Origin of the sequence: Stenotrophomonas sp. GD03794, from assembly GCF_029842145.1 — a bacterium.
GTDB classification, from domain to species: Bacteria; Pseudomonadota; Gammaproteobacteria; order Xanthomonadales; family Xanthomonadaceae; genus Stenotrophomonas; species Stenotrophomonas riyadhensis.
The window spans coordinates 1-15,957 of the sequence record NZ_JAOCFV010000084.1 but is presented as its reverse complement, the minus strand read 5'-3'; the positions used below and the strand labels follow the sequence as shown (position 1 = coordinate 15,957).

At 66.3% G+C, this 15,957-nt stretch carries 19 protein-coding genes and 1 tRNA gene; 15 read left to right on the top strand and 5 right to left on the bottom strand.

What is annotated here, in order from left to right:
* Window positions 1-788 (bottom strand): M90 family metallopeptidase (locus N5D91_RS23425; protein ID WP_180855235.1); only part of this gene is annotated, 788 nt, incomplete at its 3' end.
* The gene (locus N5D91_RS23420; protein ID WP_110710769.1) at window positions 755-1,039 is read right to left on the bottom strand and encodes a hypothetical protein; all 285 of its coding nucleotides are present in this window, start codon (window positions 1,037-1,039) and stop codon (window positions 755-757) included. The genes N5D91_RS23420 and N5D91_RS23425, both read right to left, overlap by 34 nt.
* Window positions 1,040-1,183: 144 nt before the next feature.
* On the opposite strand from N5D91_RS23420, the gene birA reads away from it, so the two are divergent.
* From birA to N5D91_RS23385, 7 genes are all read left to right on the top strand, one after another.
* On the top strand, window positions 1,184-2,152 hold the full coding sequence (gene birA / locus N5D91_RS23415; RefSeq protein ID WP_110710770.1) for a bifunctional biotin--[acetyl-CoA-carboxylase] ligase/biotin operon repressor BirA: 969 nt from the start codon (window positions 1,184-1,186) through the stop codon (window positions 2,150-2,152).
* The gene (locus N5D91_RS23410) at window positions 2,149-2,880 is read left to right on the top strand and encodes a type III pantothenate kinase (RefSeq protein WP_004153755.1); all 732 of its coding nucleotides are present in this window, start codon (window positions 2,149-2,151) and stop codon (window positions 2,878-2,880) included. Before birA ends, N5D91_RS23410 begins: the two co-directional genes overlap by 4 nt.
* A 9-nt stretch (window positions 2,881-2,889) precedes the next feature.
* The gene (locus N5D91_RS23405) at window positions 2,890-3,744 is read left to right on the top strand and encodes an SPOR domain-containing protein (protein ID WP_164162504.1); all 855 of its coding nucleotides are present in this window, start codon (window positions 2,890-2,892) and stop codon (window positions 3,742-3,744) included.
* Window positions 3,745-3,785: 41 nt separating this feature from the next.
* Window positions 3,786-3,861, top strand: a tRNA-Thr gene (locus N5D91_RS23400).
* Between the two features lie 838 nt (window positions 3,862-4,699).
* The gene (locus tag N5D91_RS23395; RefSeq protein WP_343203052.1) at window positions 4,700-5,362 is read left to right on the top strand and encodes a transglutaminase family protein; all 663 of its coding nucleotides are present in this window, start codon (window positions 4,700-4,702) and stop codon (window positions 5,360-5,362) included.
* Window positions 5,362-6,114 carry a hypothetical protein gene (locus N5D91_RS23390; RefSeq protein ID WP_228756465.1) on the top strand — a complete coding sequence of 251 codons (753 nt, stop codon included), beginning with the start codon at window positions 5,362-5,364 and terminating at the stop codon, window positions 6,112-6,114. Before N5D91_RS23395 ends, N5D91_RS23390 begins: the two co-directional genes overlap by 1 nt.
* Before the next feature lie 668 nt (window positions 6,115-6,782).
* The gene (locus N5D91_RS23385) at window positions 6,783-6,917 is read left to right on the top strand and encodes a hypothetical protein (RefSeq protein ID WP_258011623.1); all 135 of its coding nucleotides are present in this window, start codon (window positions 6,783-6,785) and stop codon (window positions 6,915-6,917) included.
* Window positions 6,918-6,974: 57 nt separating this feature from the next.
* Here N5D91_RS23385 and N5D91_RS23380 read toward each other — a convergent pair whose 3' ends face one another.
* A complete protein-coding gene (locus tag N5D91_RS23380; protein WP_164162506.1) occupies window positions 6,975-7,298 on the bottom strand; it encodes a hypothetical protein in 324 nt (107 codons plus the stop codon).
* Window positions 7,299-7,456: 158 nt separating this feature from the next.
* Between N5D91_RS23380 and N5D91_RS23375 the strand changes: the two genes are divergently transcribed.
* Window positions 7,457-8,227, top strand: coding sequence for a DUF3011 domain-containing protein (locus tag N5D91_RS23375; protein ID WP_110710774.1), 771 nt, complete (start codon window positions 7,457-7,459; stop codon window positions 8,225-8,227).
* A gap of 24 nt (window positions 8,228-8,251) precedes the next feature.
* On the opposite strand, the gene N5D91_RS23370 is transcribed toward N5D91_RS23375, so the two are convergent.
* Window positions 8,252-8,599: a hypothetical protein gene (locus N5D91_RS23370; RefSeq protein ID WP_110710775.1), complete on the bottom strand. Its 348-nt coding sequence runs from the start codon at window positions 8,597-8,599 to the stop codon at window positions 8,252-8,254.
* A gap of 132 nt (window positions 8,600-8,731) precedes the next feature.
* Between N5D91_RS23370 and rocF the strand changes: the two genes are divergently transcribed.
* The 3 genes from rocF to N5D91_RS23355 all read left to right on the top strand — a co-directional run bounded on the left by rocF (window position 8,732) and on the right by N5D91_RS23355 (window position 10,375).
* Window positions 8,732-9,652, top strand: coding sequence for an arginase (gene rocF, locus N5D91_RS23365; RefSeq protein WP_049431469.1), 921 nt, complete (start codon window positions 8,732-8,734; stop codon window positions 9,650-9,652).
* Between the two features lie 162 nt (window positions 9,653-9,814).
* Window positions 9,815-9,952 carry an entericidin A/B family lipoprotein gene (locus tag N5D91_RS23360; RefSeq protein WP_008266021.1) on the top strand — a complete coding sequence of 46 codons (138 nt, stop codon included), beginning with the start codon at window positions 9,815-9,817 and terminating at the stop codon, window positions 9,950-9,952.
* Window positions 9,953-10,153: 201 nt separating this feature from the next.
* On the top strand, window positions 10,154-10,375 hold the full coding sequence (locus tag N5D91_RS23355) for a CsbD family protein (protein WP_004137109.1): 222 nt from the start codon (window positions 10,154-10,156) through the stop codon (window positions 10,373-10,375).
* Between the two features lie 73 nt (window positions 10,376-10,448).
* Here N5D91_RS23355 and N5D91_RS23350 read toward each other — a convergent pair whose 3' ends face one another.
* Window positions 10,449-11,243, bottom strand: a complete 795-nt coding sequence (locus N5D91_RS23350) for a hypothetical protein (RefSeq protein WP_180855231.1) — start codon at window positions 11,241-11,243, stop codon at window positions 10,449-10,451.
* Between the two features lie 108 nt (window positions 11,244-11,351).
* Between N5D91_RS23350 and N5D91_RS23345 the strand changes: the two genes are divergently transcribed.
* The 4 genes from N5D91_RS23345 to N5D91_RS23330 all read left to right on the top strand — a co-directional run.
* A complete protein-coding gene (locus N5D91_RS23345) occupies window positions 11,352-12,644 on the top strand; it encodes a tryptophan--tRNA ligase (RefSeq protein WP_153856754.1) in 1,293 nt (430 codons plus the stop codon).
* A gap of 137 nt (window positions 12,645-12,781) precedes the next feature.
* Entirely contained in the window at window positions 12,782-13,084 is a 303-nt protein-coding gene (locus N5D91_RS23340; RefSeq protein WP_014035662.1) for a hypothetical protein, read from the top strand.
* Window positions 13,085-13,240: 156 nt separating this feature from the next.
* A complete protein-coding gene (locus N5D91_RS23335; RefSeq protein WP_153856755.1) occupies window positions 13,241-14,173 on the top strand; it encodes an MBL fold metallo-hydrolase in 933 nt (310 codons plus the stop codon).
* Between the two features lie 149 nt (window positions 14,174-14,322).
* Window positions 14,323-15,957 (top strand): M28 family metallopeptidase (locus N5D91_RS23330; RefSeq protein ID WP_279922757.1); only part of this gene is annotated, 1,635 nt, incomplete at its 3' end.

Genomic DNA, 15,957 nt, shown 5'->3' with positions numbered 1-15,957 from the left:
CGTGTTTCGATCTTCGGCGGCTCGCCATAGAACCGCCGCAGCTGCGCGGCCACTTCCGGCAACGCCTGCTGCAGCAGATCCGGCGCCGAGAAGTGGTACTCGCTGGCCACCGCGAAAAACTCTTCCGGCGCCTCGGCCGCATACGGATCGATCAGCGTTTCCTCGCCTGCGTCCACCTGTGCACAGAAGGCGTCGTAGGCGCGCTGGAAAATGCCCGCCCATTCGCGCTGCCATTCGCGCGGCAGCGGCGGCGTGCCGTCCATCGCACCATCCAGTGCATCCAGCTTGTGCACCATCTCGTGCACCGCCACGCAGTAGCCCTCGTGCGGCGCCGCCAGGTCGGCCTGCACATCGGCCCAGGACAGGATCAACGGACCGCTGTCCCACGACTCGCCAATCAGTTCGTCATCCCATTCGTGCAGCACGCCGGCCGCATCCATGTGGCTGCGATGTACGCGGAATGCATCGGGGTAGACGATCAGCTGCGACCAGCCTTCCAGGCCCACTTCGCCGAACTCCAGCAGCGGCAGGCAGCACAGCGCGGCCAGCAGCACACCGTCACCGGCCTGCAGCTGCAGCTCGCCGATCGGGGTAATGGTCTTCTCGTGCAGGAAGCGCGTGGCCAGTACGCGCAGGCGCGCGCGGCGTTCGTCGTCCAGGCCGTGCAGCCAGGCCGCGCGGCGGCAGGCGTCTTCCCACAGTGCATCGTCGATCGGCCGCGGCGCAGGCCGCAGCCACTGCAGCAACGACTTGATCAGCGGAACATTCCCGGCAGGTAGCTGTGCCACTTCGGCGCACGGATGCGTTGCAGCACGTCATCGTCGCTGCCACCGCCGCCGGTGCTGGTGGCACTGCTGGCGGCCGGGCGTACTGCCGCCGGCTTGGTGGTGGCTGACGAGGCGGTCGCGGTCGGTGCGCGCTGAGAGGCGGCATCACCGTTGGACGACACGCAGGCGCCGCGGCTGTCGTCCAGCGCTGCTGTGGCAGACGCCGCGAAGGGCATCATCAGCAGGATCAGGCAATGGGCATAACGGCGCATTGACGACATCCACGTTAAGGGAAGGTGAGTTCCCGATTCTAGCCCGAACTTGCCGCTCCGTTGGAAGCCCCCGCGGAACCCAGCGTGGCGGGCGTCGCTGGCGGCTTTCCCGCATAATTCCTTCCTGACTTCGTGGAAGCTGCCGTGGACGATCGCCAATTGCTGGCCAAACTCGCTGCCGGTCGCCTGTCCGGCGACGCCCTGGCCCGTGAGCTGGGCCAGACCCGGGCGGCCATTTGGAAGCGTATTCAAGGACTTAGAGCCGCCGGTGTGGACGTCGAGGGCCGCGCCGGCGAAGGCTATGGCCTGACCCGCCCGGTCGACCTGCTGGACCCGGACGCGATCCGTGCTGGCCTGCCTGCCGGGGTTCTGCCCCTGCTGCACGACCTGCAGGTGGCCTGGACGGTCGACTCGACCAACGCCGAATTGCTGCGTTGCAGCGCGCCCCAGCGCGGGGTGAGCGTCCTGCTGGCCGAGCGCCAGACCGGTGGCCGTGGCCGTCGTGGCCGTACCTGGGCCTCGCCGCTGGCCGCGCATATCTACCTGTCGGTGCTGCGCCTGTACTCCGGTGGCCTTGGCCGCCTGGCCGGGCTGAGCCTGGTGGCCGGTATCGCCGTGGCCGAAGCGCTGCACGACCTGGGCTATACCCAGGCGCAGCTGAAATGGCCGAACGACCTGATCGTCGATGGCCGCCGCAAGCTGGTCGGCCTGCTCGCGGAAGGTGGTGGCGAATACGCGGGCCCGGCGCGCGCGGTGATCGGCATCGGCATCAACACGCACATGCCGCCGTCGTTCGCCGAGCAGATCACCCAGCCGTGGGTGGACCTGGATACGCTGGCCGGCAAGCCGGTGGACCGCAACGTGGTCGTTGCTGCCGTGCTGACGCGCCTGCTGCCGGCGCTGGAAGAATTCGATCGCGAAGGCCTCGCTCCGTTCCTGCCGCGCTACGCCGCGTTCGACATGCTGGCCGGCCGCGAAGTGCGCGTGGAACTGGAAGGACAGTGGCAGCACGGCACCGCACTTGGCCTGGCTGACGACGGCGCGCTGCGCGTGCGCATCGATGGCCAGGAACGCCTGCTGCACGCCGGCGAAGTCAGCGTGAGGGCGGCATGAGCGATTGGTTGTTCGACCTGGGCAACTCGCGCTTCAAGTTCGCGCCGTTGCAGGGTGACCGTGCCGGCGACGTGCAGGCCTGGGCGCACGGCGCCGAAGGCATGGCCGGGCAGCCGCCGCACAGCCTGCCCAGCGGCACCACCGCGTTCGTGGCCAGCGTGGCTGCGCCGTCGCTGACCAGCGCCATGCTGGACCAGCTGCAGCGCCGCTTCGAGCATGTGCATGTGGTGCGCACCAGCGCCGAATGCGCGGGCGTGCGCATTGCCTATGCCAAGCCGGAAAAATTCGGTGTCGATCGCTTCCTGGCCCTGCTGGCCGCTGCCAAGGCGCAGCGCCCGGTGCTGGTGGTTGGCGTGGGCACCGCCTTGACGATCGACCTGCTCGACGCCGACGGCCAGCACCACGGCGGCCGCATTTCCGCGTCGCCCACCACCATGCGTGAAGCGCTGCATGCCCGTGCCGTGCAGCTGCCCGCGACCGGCGGCGACTACAGCGAATTTGCCAACGACACCGCTGACGCGCTGGCCTCCGGCTGCGACGGTGCGGCGGTGGCGCTGATCGAACGCAGCGCGCAGCAGGCGCATGCGCTGCTGGGCGTGGCACCGTCGCTGCTGGTGCACGGTGGCGGCGCACCGGCGCTGATGCCGCTGCTGCCTGGCGCCGACTACCACCCGTCGCTGGTGCTGGATGGCCTCGCCCGCTGGGCGGTGCACCAGCCCGCAGGCTAGTATCCGCGCATGCTGACCCGTGCCCTGATCGTCGTACTGGCCATCCTCAATCTTGGCGTCGCCTGCTGGTGGCTGCTGCGCGATGCACCGCAGAAGCCTGCGCCGCCGCCGCAACCCGTTGGCGTGGCCGAGCTGCGCTGGGTGCCCGGTGGCGTTGATGCAACCGCGGCCGCCGCAGCCACCGTTGCCGCCCCGGCCTCGCCGCTGGTGGAACGCGAACCAGCGGCGAAGACCACCGTGGCTGCGACGCCTGCGCCAGCCGTGCCGGCAAAGCAGGACGTTGCCAAGCCGCAGACGGCCGAGGCTGCGCCTGCCGCTGCATCGATTGCCGCCGCTGCCAAACCCGTGGCGGCGCCCGCACCGGCACCGGAAAAGCCCGCAGCTCCGCCTGCGGCTGCCGAGCCGCCGCGCTGTATCGCGCTGGGTCCGTTCGCCGACCGTGCCGCCGCGACCAGTGCACAGGGCAGGGCCGGTGCTGTGCTCAACCAGGTGCGCCTGCGCGAACAGCCTGCTGCCAGCGGCGGCGCCCGCTACCGGGTGATGCTGCCGGCCGCCGCCAATCGCGACGAGGCCCAGGCCACGGTGAAGCGCATCGTCGCCGCAGGCCTGAGCGACTACTACATCATCAGCCAGGGCGAGGAAGCCAACGCCGTGGCGCTGGGCCAGTACCGCAACCGCGAAGGCGCCGAGCGCCGCATGGCAGCGGTGCAGGCCGCAGGCTTCCAGCCGCGCCTGGTCGCCAGCGGCGACGCCGGCCAATGGTGGTTGGAAGGGCAGCTGGCGGCAGGCACGCAGCCGGCCCAGGCCCAGCAGCGCAGCGGGGCGGCGCAGAGCCGGTCGCTGGAATGCGCGCGATTGCGCTAGAATCCCCCGGACCGCGGCACTGCCGCCGGTGATGCACCCATGCCGCTTTAGCTCAGTTGGTAGAGCAACTGTCTTGTAAACAGTAGGTCATCCGTTCGATTCGGATAAGCGGCACCATCGTACAGTCAGCGCCCCTTTGCTTTGCTCTTTCTGGACTTCGGCTGGAGTCTGGCAGCGCGCTGCTCGAGGTACTCGCCCAGCAGGCCGAGCGCCTCGGAGAACTTGATCCGCTCCCGGCCTCTATCCGACGTCCCCGCGCTCGCACTTCGACACGAGCGTCTGCGTGTTGCCCAGCCGTTCGGCCAGATCGACCTGCGACACGCCGGCCCGTTCACGGGCCCCCTTGGGACCCGGACGCCGTGCAGGTCCGGGACGTGTGCGCCAACTTCACTGAGGAGTTCGGCATCGTCGCCTGTGGCCGGGCCAACGCCAAGAATGAGTGTGGCGGGTACATCGGCCCCCTGGGCTTCATGTCGGGCGACAAGAGCGTCATCCTTTGGGGGATAACTTCGCCGTTGAAGAGTCGGGCGTCTGCCTGCAGGTCGAGGGTGGCAATTGGACAGTGGCCGTTGACAGCGCATAGGATCATCAGAGGGCAAGGGAAGGGAATGCCATGGGGAGACAGGCAAGCCGCCGATGGATCGAACGGGCTTGGGGCGCGTGTTTGTTTGCTCTGGCCCCGCTTGCCTTGGCCGCTGATGACCCTTCGCCCTTGCATGCCCAGTTTCAACTGCCTGACGATCGTGTCGACTATGTCGCCGCCAAGCTGGTAGTGGATAGCATCATTGATCCGTCCACTGACACTGTGGCAGTGCGTCGGCAAGTCGATCAGTGGGAGCACGCTGTACGCGGCAATGTGCCTGGCAACCCGACGGCGCGACAGGTCCTCGACGCTTTGCTCAAGACGCTTTACATGCCGGGCGAGTGGAACTAGGGGAAGCCTTTTACCTACGACCTGTCGGACCCACTGGGTAAGAATCCGAAGAACAAGCAGCTAGCTACCTACTTGGCCACACGCAAGGGCAACTGCGTCTCAATGCCCATTCTCTTTGTCATCCTGGGCCAGCGGCTGGGGCTGACTGTCGCGCTTGCTACGGCGCCCAATCACCTGCTGGTGAAGTTCGCCGACGACGAGCAGCAGATGTGGTTGAACGTTGAAGCCACTGCGGGCGGCTTCAAATACGACAGCAGCTACCAGCGTGAAACGGGGATCACCGAGGCGTCATTGGACAATGGACTTTACTTGCGCCCGCTGCTGCCGCACGAAGGGATAGGCGCCATCGCCAGCACACTGATGGAGCACTACGGGGCGAAGAAGGACGCCGATGCGCTCATGGCCGTGGCCGATCTGGCGCTGGCCGCCAATCCGAAGGACCCGGTAGCGATGATATGGAAGGCGAATGCCTACTACATCCAGACCCAGCAACGCATCCGCTCCAGGTATTCGAATGCGGAAGATCTGCCACCTGAGTTGCACGGGGAATTTCACCGTTTGACTCGCGAGAATCTGGCATGGCTTGCCAAGGCCGAATCACTTGGTTGGACGCAGAAAACGCCGGAGCAGGAAGCCAGCTACCTACAATCCATCCAGCGCGAACGCGCGAGAAGAGGACTGTGATGCGCATTGCCATTCCAGGGCTGTTGACCGTGGCGCTGTGCGCCATCGCTTCCAGTGCGTCGGCCCGGTTCGTTTCAGCCGATCCCGTACAAGCCGATCCAAATACGGGCGCCAACTACAACCGCTACTGGTATGGGAACAACAATCCCTATAGCTTTACCGACCCGGACGGGCGCCTGTCGCGTGGTACCGGCTGGACGGACAGGCAGTGGAATCAGTTCGACCGCGCCCAGCAGAGCGCCGCTGGCAGCTTGGAGAAAGCGGCGGGCAAGATCAACGGTGCACTGGCCGAAGGGGGCAAAGCACTCCAGCGTGCGGAGAAGTCTTTCCAACGCAACTTCGGTGCTGGCTCAGCCACTCCAGAGAACATGGCGAAAGCTGCCTCAGATATGAGCTCAATGGCTGCGGCATTGCGGGATACCAGTGCGGGCGCTATTCCAGCCAATGGTATGACGGGTGCGCAAATCAACGCGGCATATGGGGCCGGTGGAGATACCTTGGCGGGCGTGCCTACCACCGGGCCGAAAATGGTCATAGTCAATACTACGCACGTGAGTTTCAATGATCCGTCAAGGTTGGCTTGGGGGGCAGGTCACGAAACCGGGCATGCAGTGCTGGGGTATAAGGACCAGTTCTTTAATGGCGACACGGCATACAAGTTCGGATCCCCTCAGCAACAGAATATCTTCAAGACGCTGCCCAGCCAGCAGCGCCTTATCAATCCTGACCACATCATGGACCAAGCTCGATGAACAGGATTCTGGCAGGCACCTTGCTGTGCATGGCGATCGCTGCCTGCGCTAGTCCATTTCGGCGCGCAGAACCCCGGGATTTCAGTGTTTCGGTGGTTGATAACCCAACGAAGCGGCGATACGACGTAACCTTGGCGTCTGCCGTTGGCACGCCCTTATGCCTTTCGAAGGAAAGCTGGCCTGCCGAAGATGGCACATTTCCGATGGGGTACGAAGGTGCAGCCTTGACCACGGCCACTGGTCCTCTACATCCGAAGGCACTTATGACGACATACTGCCCTGGAGGATGTGGTGAGGTTCGCTTGGAGCCAGGCCAAACTTTACGGGCAAGCATTGCCTATGCTGCATTCGGTGATGCGGAGGTCATCGCAGCTGATCCCGTTCGCTCGCTATCGTTTCCCGTTTTTCCGTACTACTGTGCACGGTAGGTTCGACTTCCAATAGCGCTTTCGGCAACCTTTGATGGATGATCGGAAACGTTGGTATCGGCACGTGAGTCAGGCCAATACTATGTGAAATAACCGGTCTGACGATCTGGCCAGAGAATGGCCGGCAGTTGCCATGGCGGTCAAGGAGGCCTTCGGCGGCAAGAACAGCCGAGGCTCCCGGACACCGACTGATACGGGAGTAAGGGCCCATCTCTGCGACGAGCAGCCCGAACTACGCCCGTGTGGGTACTTGCCGCAGGCCTGTCACGGGAAAACTGGTATCGCGCACTGTCCGGCGAGCGCAGCCCTGATTTCGCGACCATCCTGAAGGTGACCCGTGCCTTGGATGTGAGGCTGCATGCCAGCGCCGTGTGAGGCATCAAGGCAGTGTGCTTCACCTCTTCCGCCTCGAGAACGCCGGAGCGATCAGCTTCAATCAAACCGAATGATGCGGATCAACCCTCTTCTTGCCGATCCATCTCCGAAGGCGGCCACGGTGCCATCGGGGAGTGCCTCCTTCGCACCGTCATGGTTGATGAATGAGATCGTGCAGTGTGCCCGCGTGCCAGGCGTGATCCGGGTGATGGTGCGGTCATTCAGTACGAAGCTGTACCACATGAGTTCAGGGCTTATCGAAAGCGCCATGGGCCGCGCGGTGGAGGCGATCATCTCGGCAACAGCGCCGCCGTGCGAATCCACTTCGTCCAATCGCAGCTCCACAAGTACAGGTTTCAGGTTTGGATAGGGTGTGCTCATGCCAGCAGCGGGCCTTCTTGATTCGATAACCGGGGCAGTGACGTTGTGAACCTGACAAACACGAGGGCCAAAATGCACCGCCCGCATTTTGATTCTCCTCACAGACCGCTTCCGACCCTAACCGCATACTGGGAGTACACATCCGTCAGGACTCGCCCATGCGTCGCCACGCCCTGCCGCTCACCGTCGCATTGTTGTCCGCCGCGTTCGCAGCCCCGGCCATGGCCGCCGTGCCGTTCTTCAACGCCAGCTGCCCGGGCGGTATCGATGTGCACGCTGATGAAGGCGGGCCGGTCTACGTGCAGGGCCGCGAGACGGCGTTGAAACGTTTCAACGACCGCTATTTCGAAGCACGCGATGTCAACAGCGGCATCACCCTGTCGATCAGCCGCAACGATGACGCCTCGCCGCAGGTCAGCTACACCGGCCGAGGCGGCGCCAATGGCATCTGCCAGGTCAGTAGCAGCGGTGCGCCCGCGCCCGCCACAAACAGCGCCCGCCCTGGCGACGCTGCCGCCGGGGATGCCGCGCTGCCGCGCGAAGTCACTTGCGAATCCACCGGCCAGCAACAGGTGTCGTGCGATCTGAATACCCGTGGCAATGTGGAAATCGTGCGCCAGCTCAGCCGTACCCGCTGCGAGGAGGGCAAGAACTGGGGCCTGTCGCGGCACTCGGTGTGGGTCAATGGCGGCTGCCGCGCGGTGTTCCGCAATGTGTCCTCGGTGACTACCCCCGCGCCGGCAGGCGATACCGCGTTGGGCGCCTGCAACATGCGCAAGGGCGCGCAGGGCGCTCTGGTCACCCAGATGCCGGTGGGCAGCGATTACCAGGAACTGATCATCGATTACCCCGATGGCCGCTTCCTGTGCATGATGCGCAACAACGGCCAGGTGCAGAGCGTGACGCCGGTGCGCCGCCGCGAACGCTGAGCGCGCAGCGGGTTGGGGCAGGCTTCAGCTGCAGGACCTATACAGCAACACCCACGCCAGCATCAGGGTGAACATGCCAACGAAGGTCAGGCCGAACCATAGCGCCGCCAGCTTCACGTTGCCGATCAATGCCGTCGCCACACGGGGCAGCTCGCTTTTCAGAATCGGGTGTTCGGCGTGTGCCTTGCGCATACGCTGCCAGCCAAGCCCAAGGAACACCAGGATGGAGAACGGCGCCAGCAGGAGCGCCGTCTGGATCAGCCAGCCGTGGTGTGGCGCATCGACCATGCTGTTCAACAGAACCGCAAAAAGGGCGATGGGCAGCGCCACGGTGAAAAAGCGCGGCCAGGCAGTGTTGATGAAGGGCGACATCGCAATCTTCCATGAAGGGCGGTCGGGTCCGCGCGGCATCATGCCATGCCAATGCCCTGCTGCACCGCCGCGAGTGGTGTCACACAGCTCTGGCTAGACTGTGCTTCTTTTTCCCCACCGCAGGAGGCACCCATGGCCCATCCCATCTCCGTATCCCTGATTGGCGTTCCCACCGATGTCGGTGCGGGCCATCGCGGTGCCCGGCTGGGGCCGGAAGCGCTGCGCGTGGCGGGCCTGCCGGAGGCGCTGGAGGCGCGCGGCGTGGACGTGCGCGACCTGGGCAACCTGGATGGCCCGCGCAACCCGTGGACCGCGCCGGTGGAAGGCTACCGCCACCTGGATGAAGTGGTGGCGTGGAACCATGCGCTGATGGAAGCCAGCTACGCCGAACTGCAGGCCGGCCGCATGCCGATCATGCTCGGCGGCGACCACTGCCTGGGCATCGGTTCGATCACCGCGGTGGCGCGCTGGTGCCGCGAGCAGGGCAAGACCCTGCGCGTGCTGTGGCTGGATGCACATTCGGATTTCAACACCAGCGACGTGACTCCGTCGGGCAACATCCATGGCATGCCGGTGGCCTGCCTGTGCGGCCTCGGCCCGGATGCGCTGACCCGTCTTGGTGGCAGTGCACCGGCGATCACCCCGGCGCAGATGCACCAGATCGGCATCCGCTCGGTGGACCCGGAAGAGAAGCGCCTGATCAAGACCCACAAGGTCGATGTCTACGACATGCGCTACATCGACGAGAACGGCATGAAGCGCGCGGTGGAAGCCGCACTGGCCGGGATCGACGAGAACACCCACCTGCACGTCAGCTTCGATGTCGACTTCCTCGACCCGAGCATCGCGCCGGGCGTGGGCACCACCGTGCCGGGTGGAGTCAACTACCGCGAGGCGCAGCTGGTGATGGAAATGATTGCCGACACCGGACGCATGGGGTCGTTGGACATCGTCGAGCTCAACCCCTTGCTGGACAAGCAGAATGCCACCGCCGAGCTGGCCGTGGACCTGGTCGAAAGCCTGTTCGGCAAGTCCACCCTGATGCGCGACTGAGCACCCGGCCTGAACGGATCGTCGATCCGTTCACACCCGCTCCACGCCGCTGCCGCCAGATTGCACTTCACGCGGCGGTGGTGGGCGTTGGCCTTCTCCCGCCGAGCGAAAGAATCCCATCCGCGAATGAAGCGGTGTAGCGGCAAACCCAAGGAGAAGCCCATGAAGCGCGTAGTTGCCCTGATGCTGTTGTCGATGTTCTCGGTGGCCCTGCTGGCCGGTTGCAACACCATTGCCGGTGCCGGCAAGGACGTGCAGAAGGCGGGTGAGAAGGTTGAGGACACCGCCAAGGGCCGTTGAGCCCTGCACGGAACGGAAAGAGAAAAGGCCGGGGTTTCCCCGGCCTTTTTTGTGCGTGCTTTTCGCTGCGTGCTGTCGAAGCGGAGTGAACCATTCAAGCAGGTGAGCAGCGTTTTCATGGTCGGTTGACCGCTGCCCAACGGCTGCTGCGCGAAGCTGGAGCCACGGTAAGAACGCCGTTGCAACCAAGGACTCCCAGCAATGAACAAAGACATCATTTCCGGCAAGTGGTCGCAGCTGAAGGGCAAGGCCCAGGCCAAGTGGGGCGATCTGACCAACGACGACTTCGATGTGGCCGAAGGCAATGCCGAGTATCTGGCCGGCCGCCTGCAGGAACGTTATGGCTGGGCCAAGGACCGCGCCGAGAAGGAAGTCCGTGAGTTCCAGGACAGCGTGAGCAAGGACTATCCGGACTACAAGTAAGCCGCTTTCGTTTCCCCCGCAGCACAACGCCCGCACCGTGAGGTAGCGGGCGTTGTGCTGTCTGGGCGGGCGATCAGCGTGCCGGCGGATCCGGCACGTAGCGGTTGGGGAAGGCCTGCGGTTCGCGCGGCAGGCGCGACGGCGAATCCACCAGGATGCCGCGCGCGCGCAGGTTGCGGGCGCTGTCGTAGCGCAGCTGCAGCACCTGTGCGGGACTACGGCTGGCACGCTCGAAGTCGGTATCGCGCACCGAGGACTGTTCGCGTGCACCATGGCCGGTGCCCAGCGCTGGCGCCTGCGACTTGTTGGCGTAGCCCTCGATGCGGCTGGCGCTTGCGTCAGCGGCCGCTTCGGCGGCCGGTGCCGGCGCAGGCAGGCCACGGCGCAGGATCGGCTGCGGATACCAGCGGCGCGCCTCCTCGAACACGGCCACGCCGACCACGCCGATGTTGTCCGGGCGGCCGGTGCGGCTGGCATAGCTGCCGCTGGGGCTGCTGAACACGAACTGCGCCACTTCGTCCTGGCTCTTGCGCCAGCCGGTGATGTCGGCGCGCTGGCCGGGGTTGAGCACGTAGCCGGTCTGCGAAGGATCGGCATCTTCGCCGGAGATGGCGTTGATGCCGTCTACCGACAGCACCACCAGCACCCGGCGCGGGCTGTCGTTGTACAGGCGCACGGCGTAGCGATGGCCGCGCTCGCCGGCCACCCAGCGCTGGCCTTCGGGCGGGTAGCTGCGCAGTTCGGTGCCGCGGTCGCGGTCGACCAGGGCCATGCGCACGGGGCCGCCCTCGTACACCGGCGGCGGCACGGGAGCCGGGCGGAAGCCGGCCAGGGGCAGGATCAGCAGCAGGGGCAGCAGGCGTTTCATCGGGCGTCTCCAGCGGGGTTGCGTGAATGAACGCGCCGCAGGCCCTGACGGGGTTGGTGGCGTGCAAGGTAAACTGGCCCCGTTCATCGAAGGTTACCCCACGCAGTCATGACGACCCGAGTCCTTACCGGCATCACCCCCTCCGGCACGCCCCACCTGGGCAACTACGTTGGCGCCATCCGTCCGGCCATCGCGGCCAGCCGTGCGCCGGGGATCGAGAGCTTCTTCTTCCTGGCCGACCTGCACAGCCTGATCAAGTCGCAGGACCCGCAGCGCACCCAGCGCGCGACCCTGGAGATCGCGGCCAGCTGGCTGGCCTGCGGCCTGGACCCGGAACACGTGTGGTTCTACCGCCAGAGCGACATCCGCGAGACCACCGAGCTGATGTGGTTCCTGACCGCCATCGCCAGCAAGGGCATCCTCAACCGCGCGCACGCCTACAAGGCGGCGGTGGACAAGAACCGCGAGGAAGGCGTGGACGAGGACGCAGGCGTCAGCGCCGGCCTGTTCATGTACCCGGTGCTGATGGCCGCCGACATCCTGATCTTCAAGGCCAACCAGGTACCGGTGGGCCGTGACCAGATCCAGCACATCGAGATGGCGCGCGATTTCGCCCAGCGCTTCAACCACGTGTACGGCAAGGAGTATTTCCCGCTGCCGGACGTGGTGATCGACGAGCAGGTGGCGACGCTGGCGGGCCTCGACGGCCGCAAGATGAGCAAGAGCTACCACAACACCATTCCGCTGTTCGTGCCGCGCGAGGAGCTGAAGAAGCTGGTGTTCTCGATCCTGACCGACTCGCGCGCACCGGGCGAGCCGAAGGACACCGAGGGCTCGGCGCTGTTCCAGATGTACCAGGCGTTCGCCACCCCGGAACAGACCGCGGAGTTCGCCAGGGCGTTCGCCGCGGGCATCAGCTGGGGCGATGCCAAGCAGCAGCTGTTCGAGCGCATCGACAGCGAGCTGTCGCCGCTGCGCGAGCGCTACAACGCGCTGATGGCCGAGCCGGAGAAGATCGAAGCATTGCTCAAGCGCCGCGGCCAGCAGCTGCGCGAGCAGCTGGCGGCACCGCTGCTGGACGAGCTGCGCCATGCGGTGGGCCTGCGCGACCTGTCCACTGCGGGCGACATCGCCAGCGAGGATGCCGGCGTGGCCCGCGTGGCACCGCCGCTGTTCAAGCAGTACCGCGAAAAGGATGGCCGCTTCTACTTCAAGCTGACCGCCGGTGACGGCACGCTGCTGATCCAGAGCGAAGGCTTCGATTCGCCGCGCGATGCGGGCCAGCTGATCGCGGTGATCAAGCAGGCCGAGCAGGGTGACCAGCTGCAGAGCGAGCTGTTCAAGCTGGACGCCGAGGTCGATGTCGTGCTGGCTGCCTTGGCCGTGCTGCGCGAAGCGTAAGGGGTAGTGCCGGCCGCTGGCCGGCAACTGCACGTTCCCCAGGTTCTCGGAAATGCCGGCCAGCGGCCGGCACTACCACGGCATTGACCCATGGCATGATGTCCACGCGCCTCCGGCGCGATGACATGGAGTCTGCGATGGCCTGGTTGTCGCTGCTGCTGTTCCTGCCCTGGTTCCTGCTGCTGGGCAGCCTGTACTGGTTGTTCCCGCGCCAGCCGCGTACCGCGCGGCGGCGCCTGTTCGATGGCACCACCCTGGTACTGGCGTTCGCGCTGAGCATCGTGTCGATGCTGTGGGGCTACCGCATCGGTGTGGTGCAGCCCGGCGCCGGCCCGATCTGGCCGCAGGTGCTGGCGGTGCTGTATGCCTACGGGGCGTTCCTGGCGGTGCTGGTGCTGGCCCTGTTGCTGCGGCCGCGGTTCGCATTGCGCTCCGGCTGATCGGTAGTGCTGGCCGCTGGCCGGCACATGCATTCTCCTGGTTATCCCGAGGTTGCCGGCCAGCGGCCGGCACTACCCGACCAAAGCCGCATCGAACCCGGGCCGCCTGCGCGCCTACCATGGGGGTCTGTTCCCGATCCTGCCAGGTGCGTGCCGATGACCGCCGACCCCAGCATCCACACCATCGATACCGGCTTCCAGCGCCCGGATTTCGACGCGGCTTACCTGATCGTTGAAAACGGCCGCGCTGCGTTCGTCGACTGCGGCACCGGCCTGTCGGTACCGGCGATGCTGCAGGCGCTGGCGGATGCCGGCCTGGGCGTGGAGGCAGTGGACTGGCTGCTGCTCACCCACGTGCATCTGGATCACGCGGGCGGTGCAGGCCTGCTGATGCAGCAGTTGCCGAATGCGAAGGCGGTGCTGCACCCGCGCGGCGCGCCGCACATGATCGACCCGACCCGGCTGATCGCTGGCGCCACGGCGGTATACGGCGCCGAAGAGATCGCGCGCAGCTATGGCCGCATCGAGGCGATTCCGGAGCACCGTGTGGTGGTGGCCGAAGACGGCCACCGCATCGACCTGGCCGGCCGCGAGCTGGTGCTGCTGCATACCCCGGGCCACGCGCTGCACCACTACTGCGTGTGGGATGCACGCAGCCGCAGCTGGTTCACCGGCGATACGTTCGGCATCTCCTACCGCGAGCTGGACAGTGCGCAGGGCGCTTTCATCTTCCCGACCTCCTCGCCGGTGCAGTTCGACCCGGAGGCGATGAAGGCTTCGATCCGGCGCATGCTCGATTACGCGCCGCAGGCGATGTACCTGACCCACTATGGGCGCGTGCAGCAGGTTGAAAAGCTGGCCGAAGACCTGTTCGAGCAGATCGATGCGATGGCCGCCATCGGCCGCCAGTGCGACGGGCGACCGGACCGCCACCGCTGCCTGCTGGCCGCGCTGCAGGCGCTGTACCTGGAACGTGCACAGCTGCATGGCTGTGCGCTGGACGATGCCGCGGTGACTGCAGTGCTGGCGATGGACATCGAACTCAACGCGCAGGGCCTGGCGTGCTGGCTGGACCGCGTATCGCGCTGACCTGGGCGCGCCCTGTCGGCGGGAATCCGGTGTGCCACTGGTAGATCCACGCCATGCGTGGATGACGTGGGCCCATGCTGCGCCGTGATGTCACGACCACGTTACACTCTGGTGACTTCCAAGCTAGCCGTGGTACTGCCGTGAATCCGATGCGCGTGTTGCTGCTGTCGTCCTGCCTGTTCGTCGGTGGCCTGGCCCATGCGGCCAACGACCTGCCCGGCGGCGGCATCGATCCGCAGGCACTGTCGCGCCATGTGCGCGTGCTGGCGTCGGATGAATTCGAGGGCCGCGCGCCGGCCACCGAGGGCGAAGAGCGCACGGTGCAGTACCTGATCGAGCAGTTCCGCAGCTACGGCCTGCAGCCGGGCGGCGTGGACGGCAGCTGGGTGCAGCCGGTGCCGCTGGTGCGCGCGCAGCTGGACGGCGCGGCCAAGGCCAGCCTGTCGCTGAAGCAGGGCAAGCGCGCGCTGGCCAACGGCGTGGACGTGACCCTGCAGAGCCTGCAGCCGCGCAAGCGCGTGCAGATCAAGGATGCGCCGCTGGTGTTCGTCGGCTACGGCATCGACGCGCCGGAGCGTCAGTGGAACGACTACAAGGACGTGGACCTGCACGGCAAGATCGCCGTCGTGCTGATCAACGACGCCGATTTCGAAGCCGATGCGCCGGGCGCGTTCGACGGCAAGGCGGTGACCTACTACGGCCGCTGGACCTACAAGTTCGAGGAAGCCGCACGCCGTGGCGCCGAGGGCGTGCTGATCGTGCACGAGACCGCACCGGCCGCCTATGGCTGGGCCACGGTGAAGAGCTCGGGCACCTCGCCGCTGTTCGACATCGAGCGCAGCCAGGCCGAGGCGATGGCGCAGCACACGCCGCTGCGTGGCTGGATGCAGCGCGAACTGGCCGAGGCGATCTTCGCCGACGCCGGCCTCGACTTCGATGCCGAGAAGCGCAAGGCGATGCGCGCCGACTTCCGCCCGGTGGCGCTGGACAACGCGAAGCTGAGCGTTGATTTCGCGCTCAAGCGCGAGCAGGTGGTGACCCGCAACGTGGTGGCCAAGCTGCCCGGTGGTGAACACGCCGACGAGGCCGTGATCTTCTCCGCGCACTGGGATGCCTTTGGTATCGGCCAGCCGGACGCCAAGGGTGACCGCATCCGCCGCGGTGCGATCGACAACGCCACCGGTGTGGCCACCGTGCTGGAACTGGGCCGCGTGTTCGCCGCCGGCCCGCAGCCGCAGCGCACGCTGTACTTCGTGGCCCTGACCGCCGAAGAGAAGGGCCTGCTGGGTGCCAGCTACTACGCCGCGCACCCGCTGGCGCCGCTGGACAAGACCGCTGCAGTGCTGAACATCGAGATGTTCAGCCCGGATGGCGCGACCCGTGACATCGCCTCGTGGGGCAAGGGCCGGGTCTCGCTGGAGGGTGACCTGGAGCGCGTGGCCAAGGCCCGCGGCCGCAGCTACAGCCCGGACCCGAACCTGGAAGCCGGCTTCTTCTACCGTGCCGACCACTTCGCCTTCGCCCGCCTGGGCGTGCCGGCGATCACCATCGGCCCGGGGCTGGACAAGCTGGACGGCGGCGTTGAAGCCGGCCGCGCGCTGCGCGAGAAGTACTTCGCTGACTGCTACCACCAGGCCTGCGATGCCTGGACCCCGAGCTGGGACCCGAGCGGCCACGCCGCCGACACCCTGCTGGTCTACGACCTGGGCGCCGAGCTGGCCAACAGCCGCCGCTGGCCGACGTGGGAAAAGGAATCGGAGTTCCGCGGCGCGCGCGACAAGAGC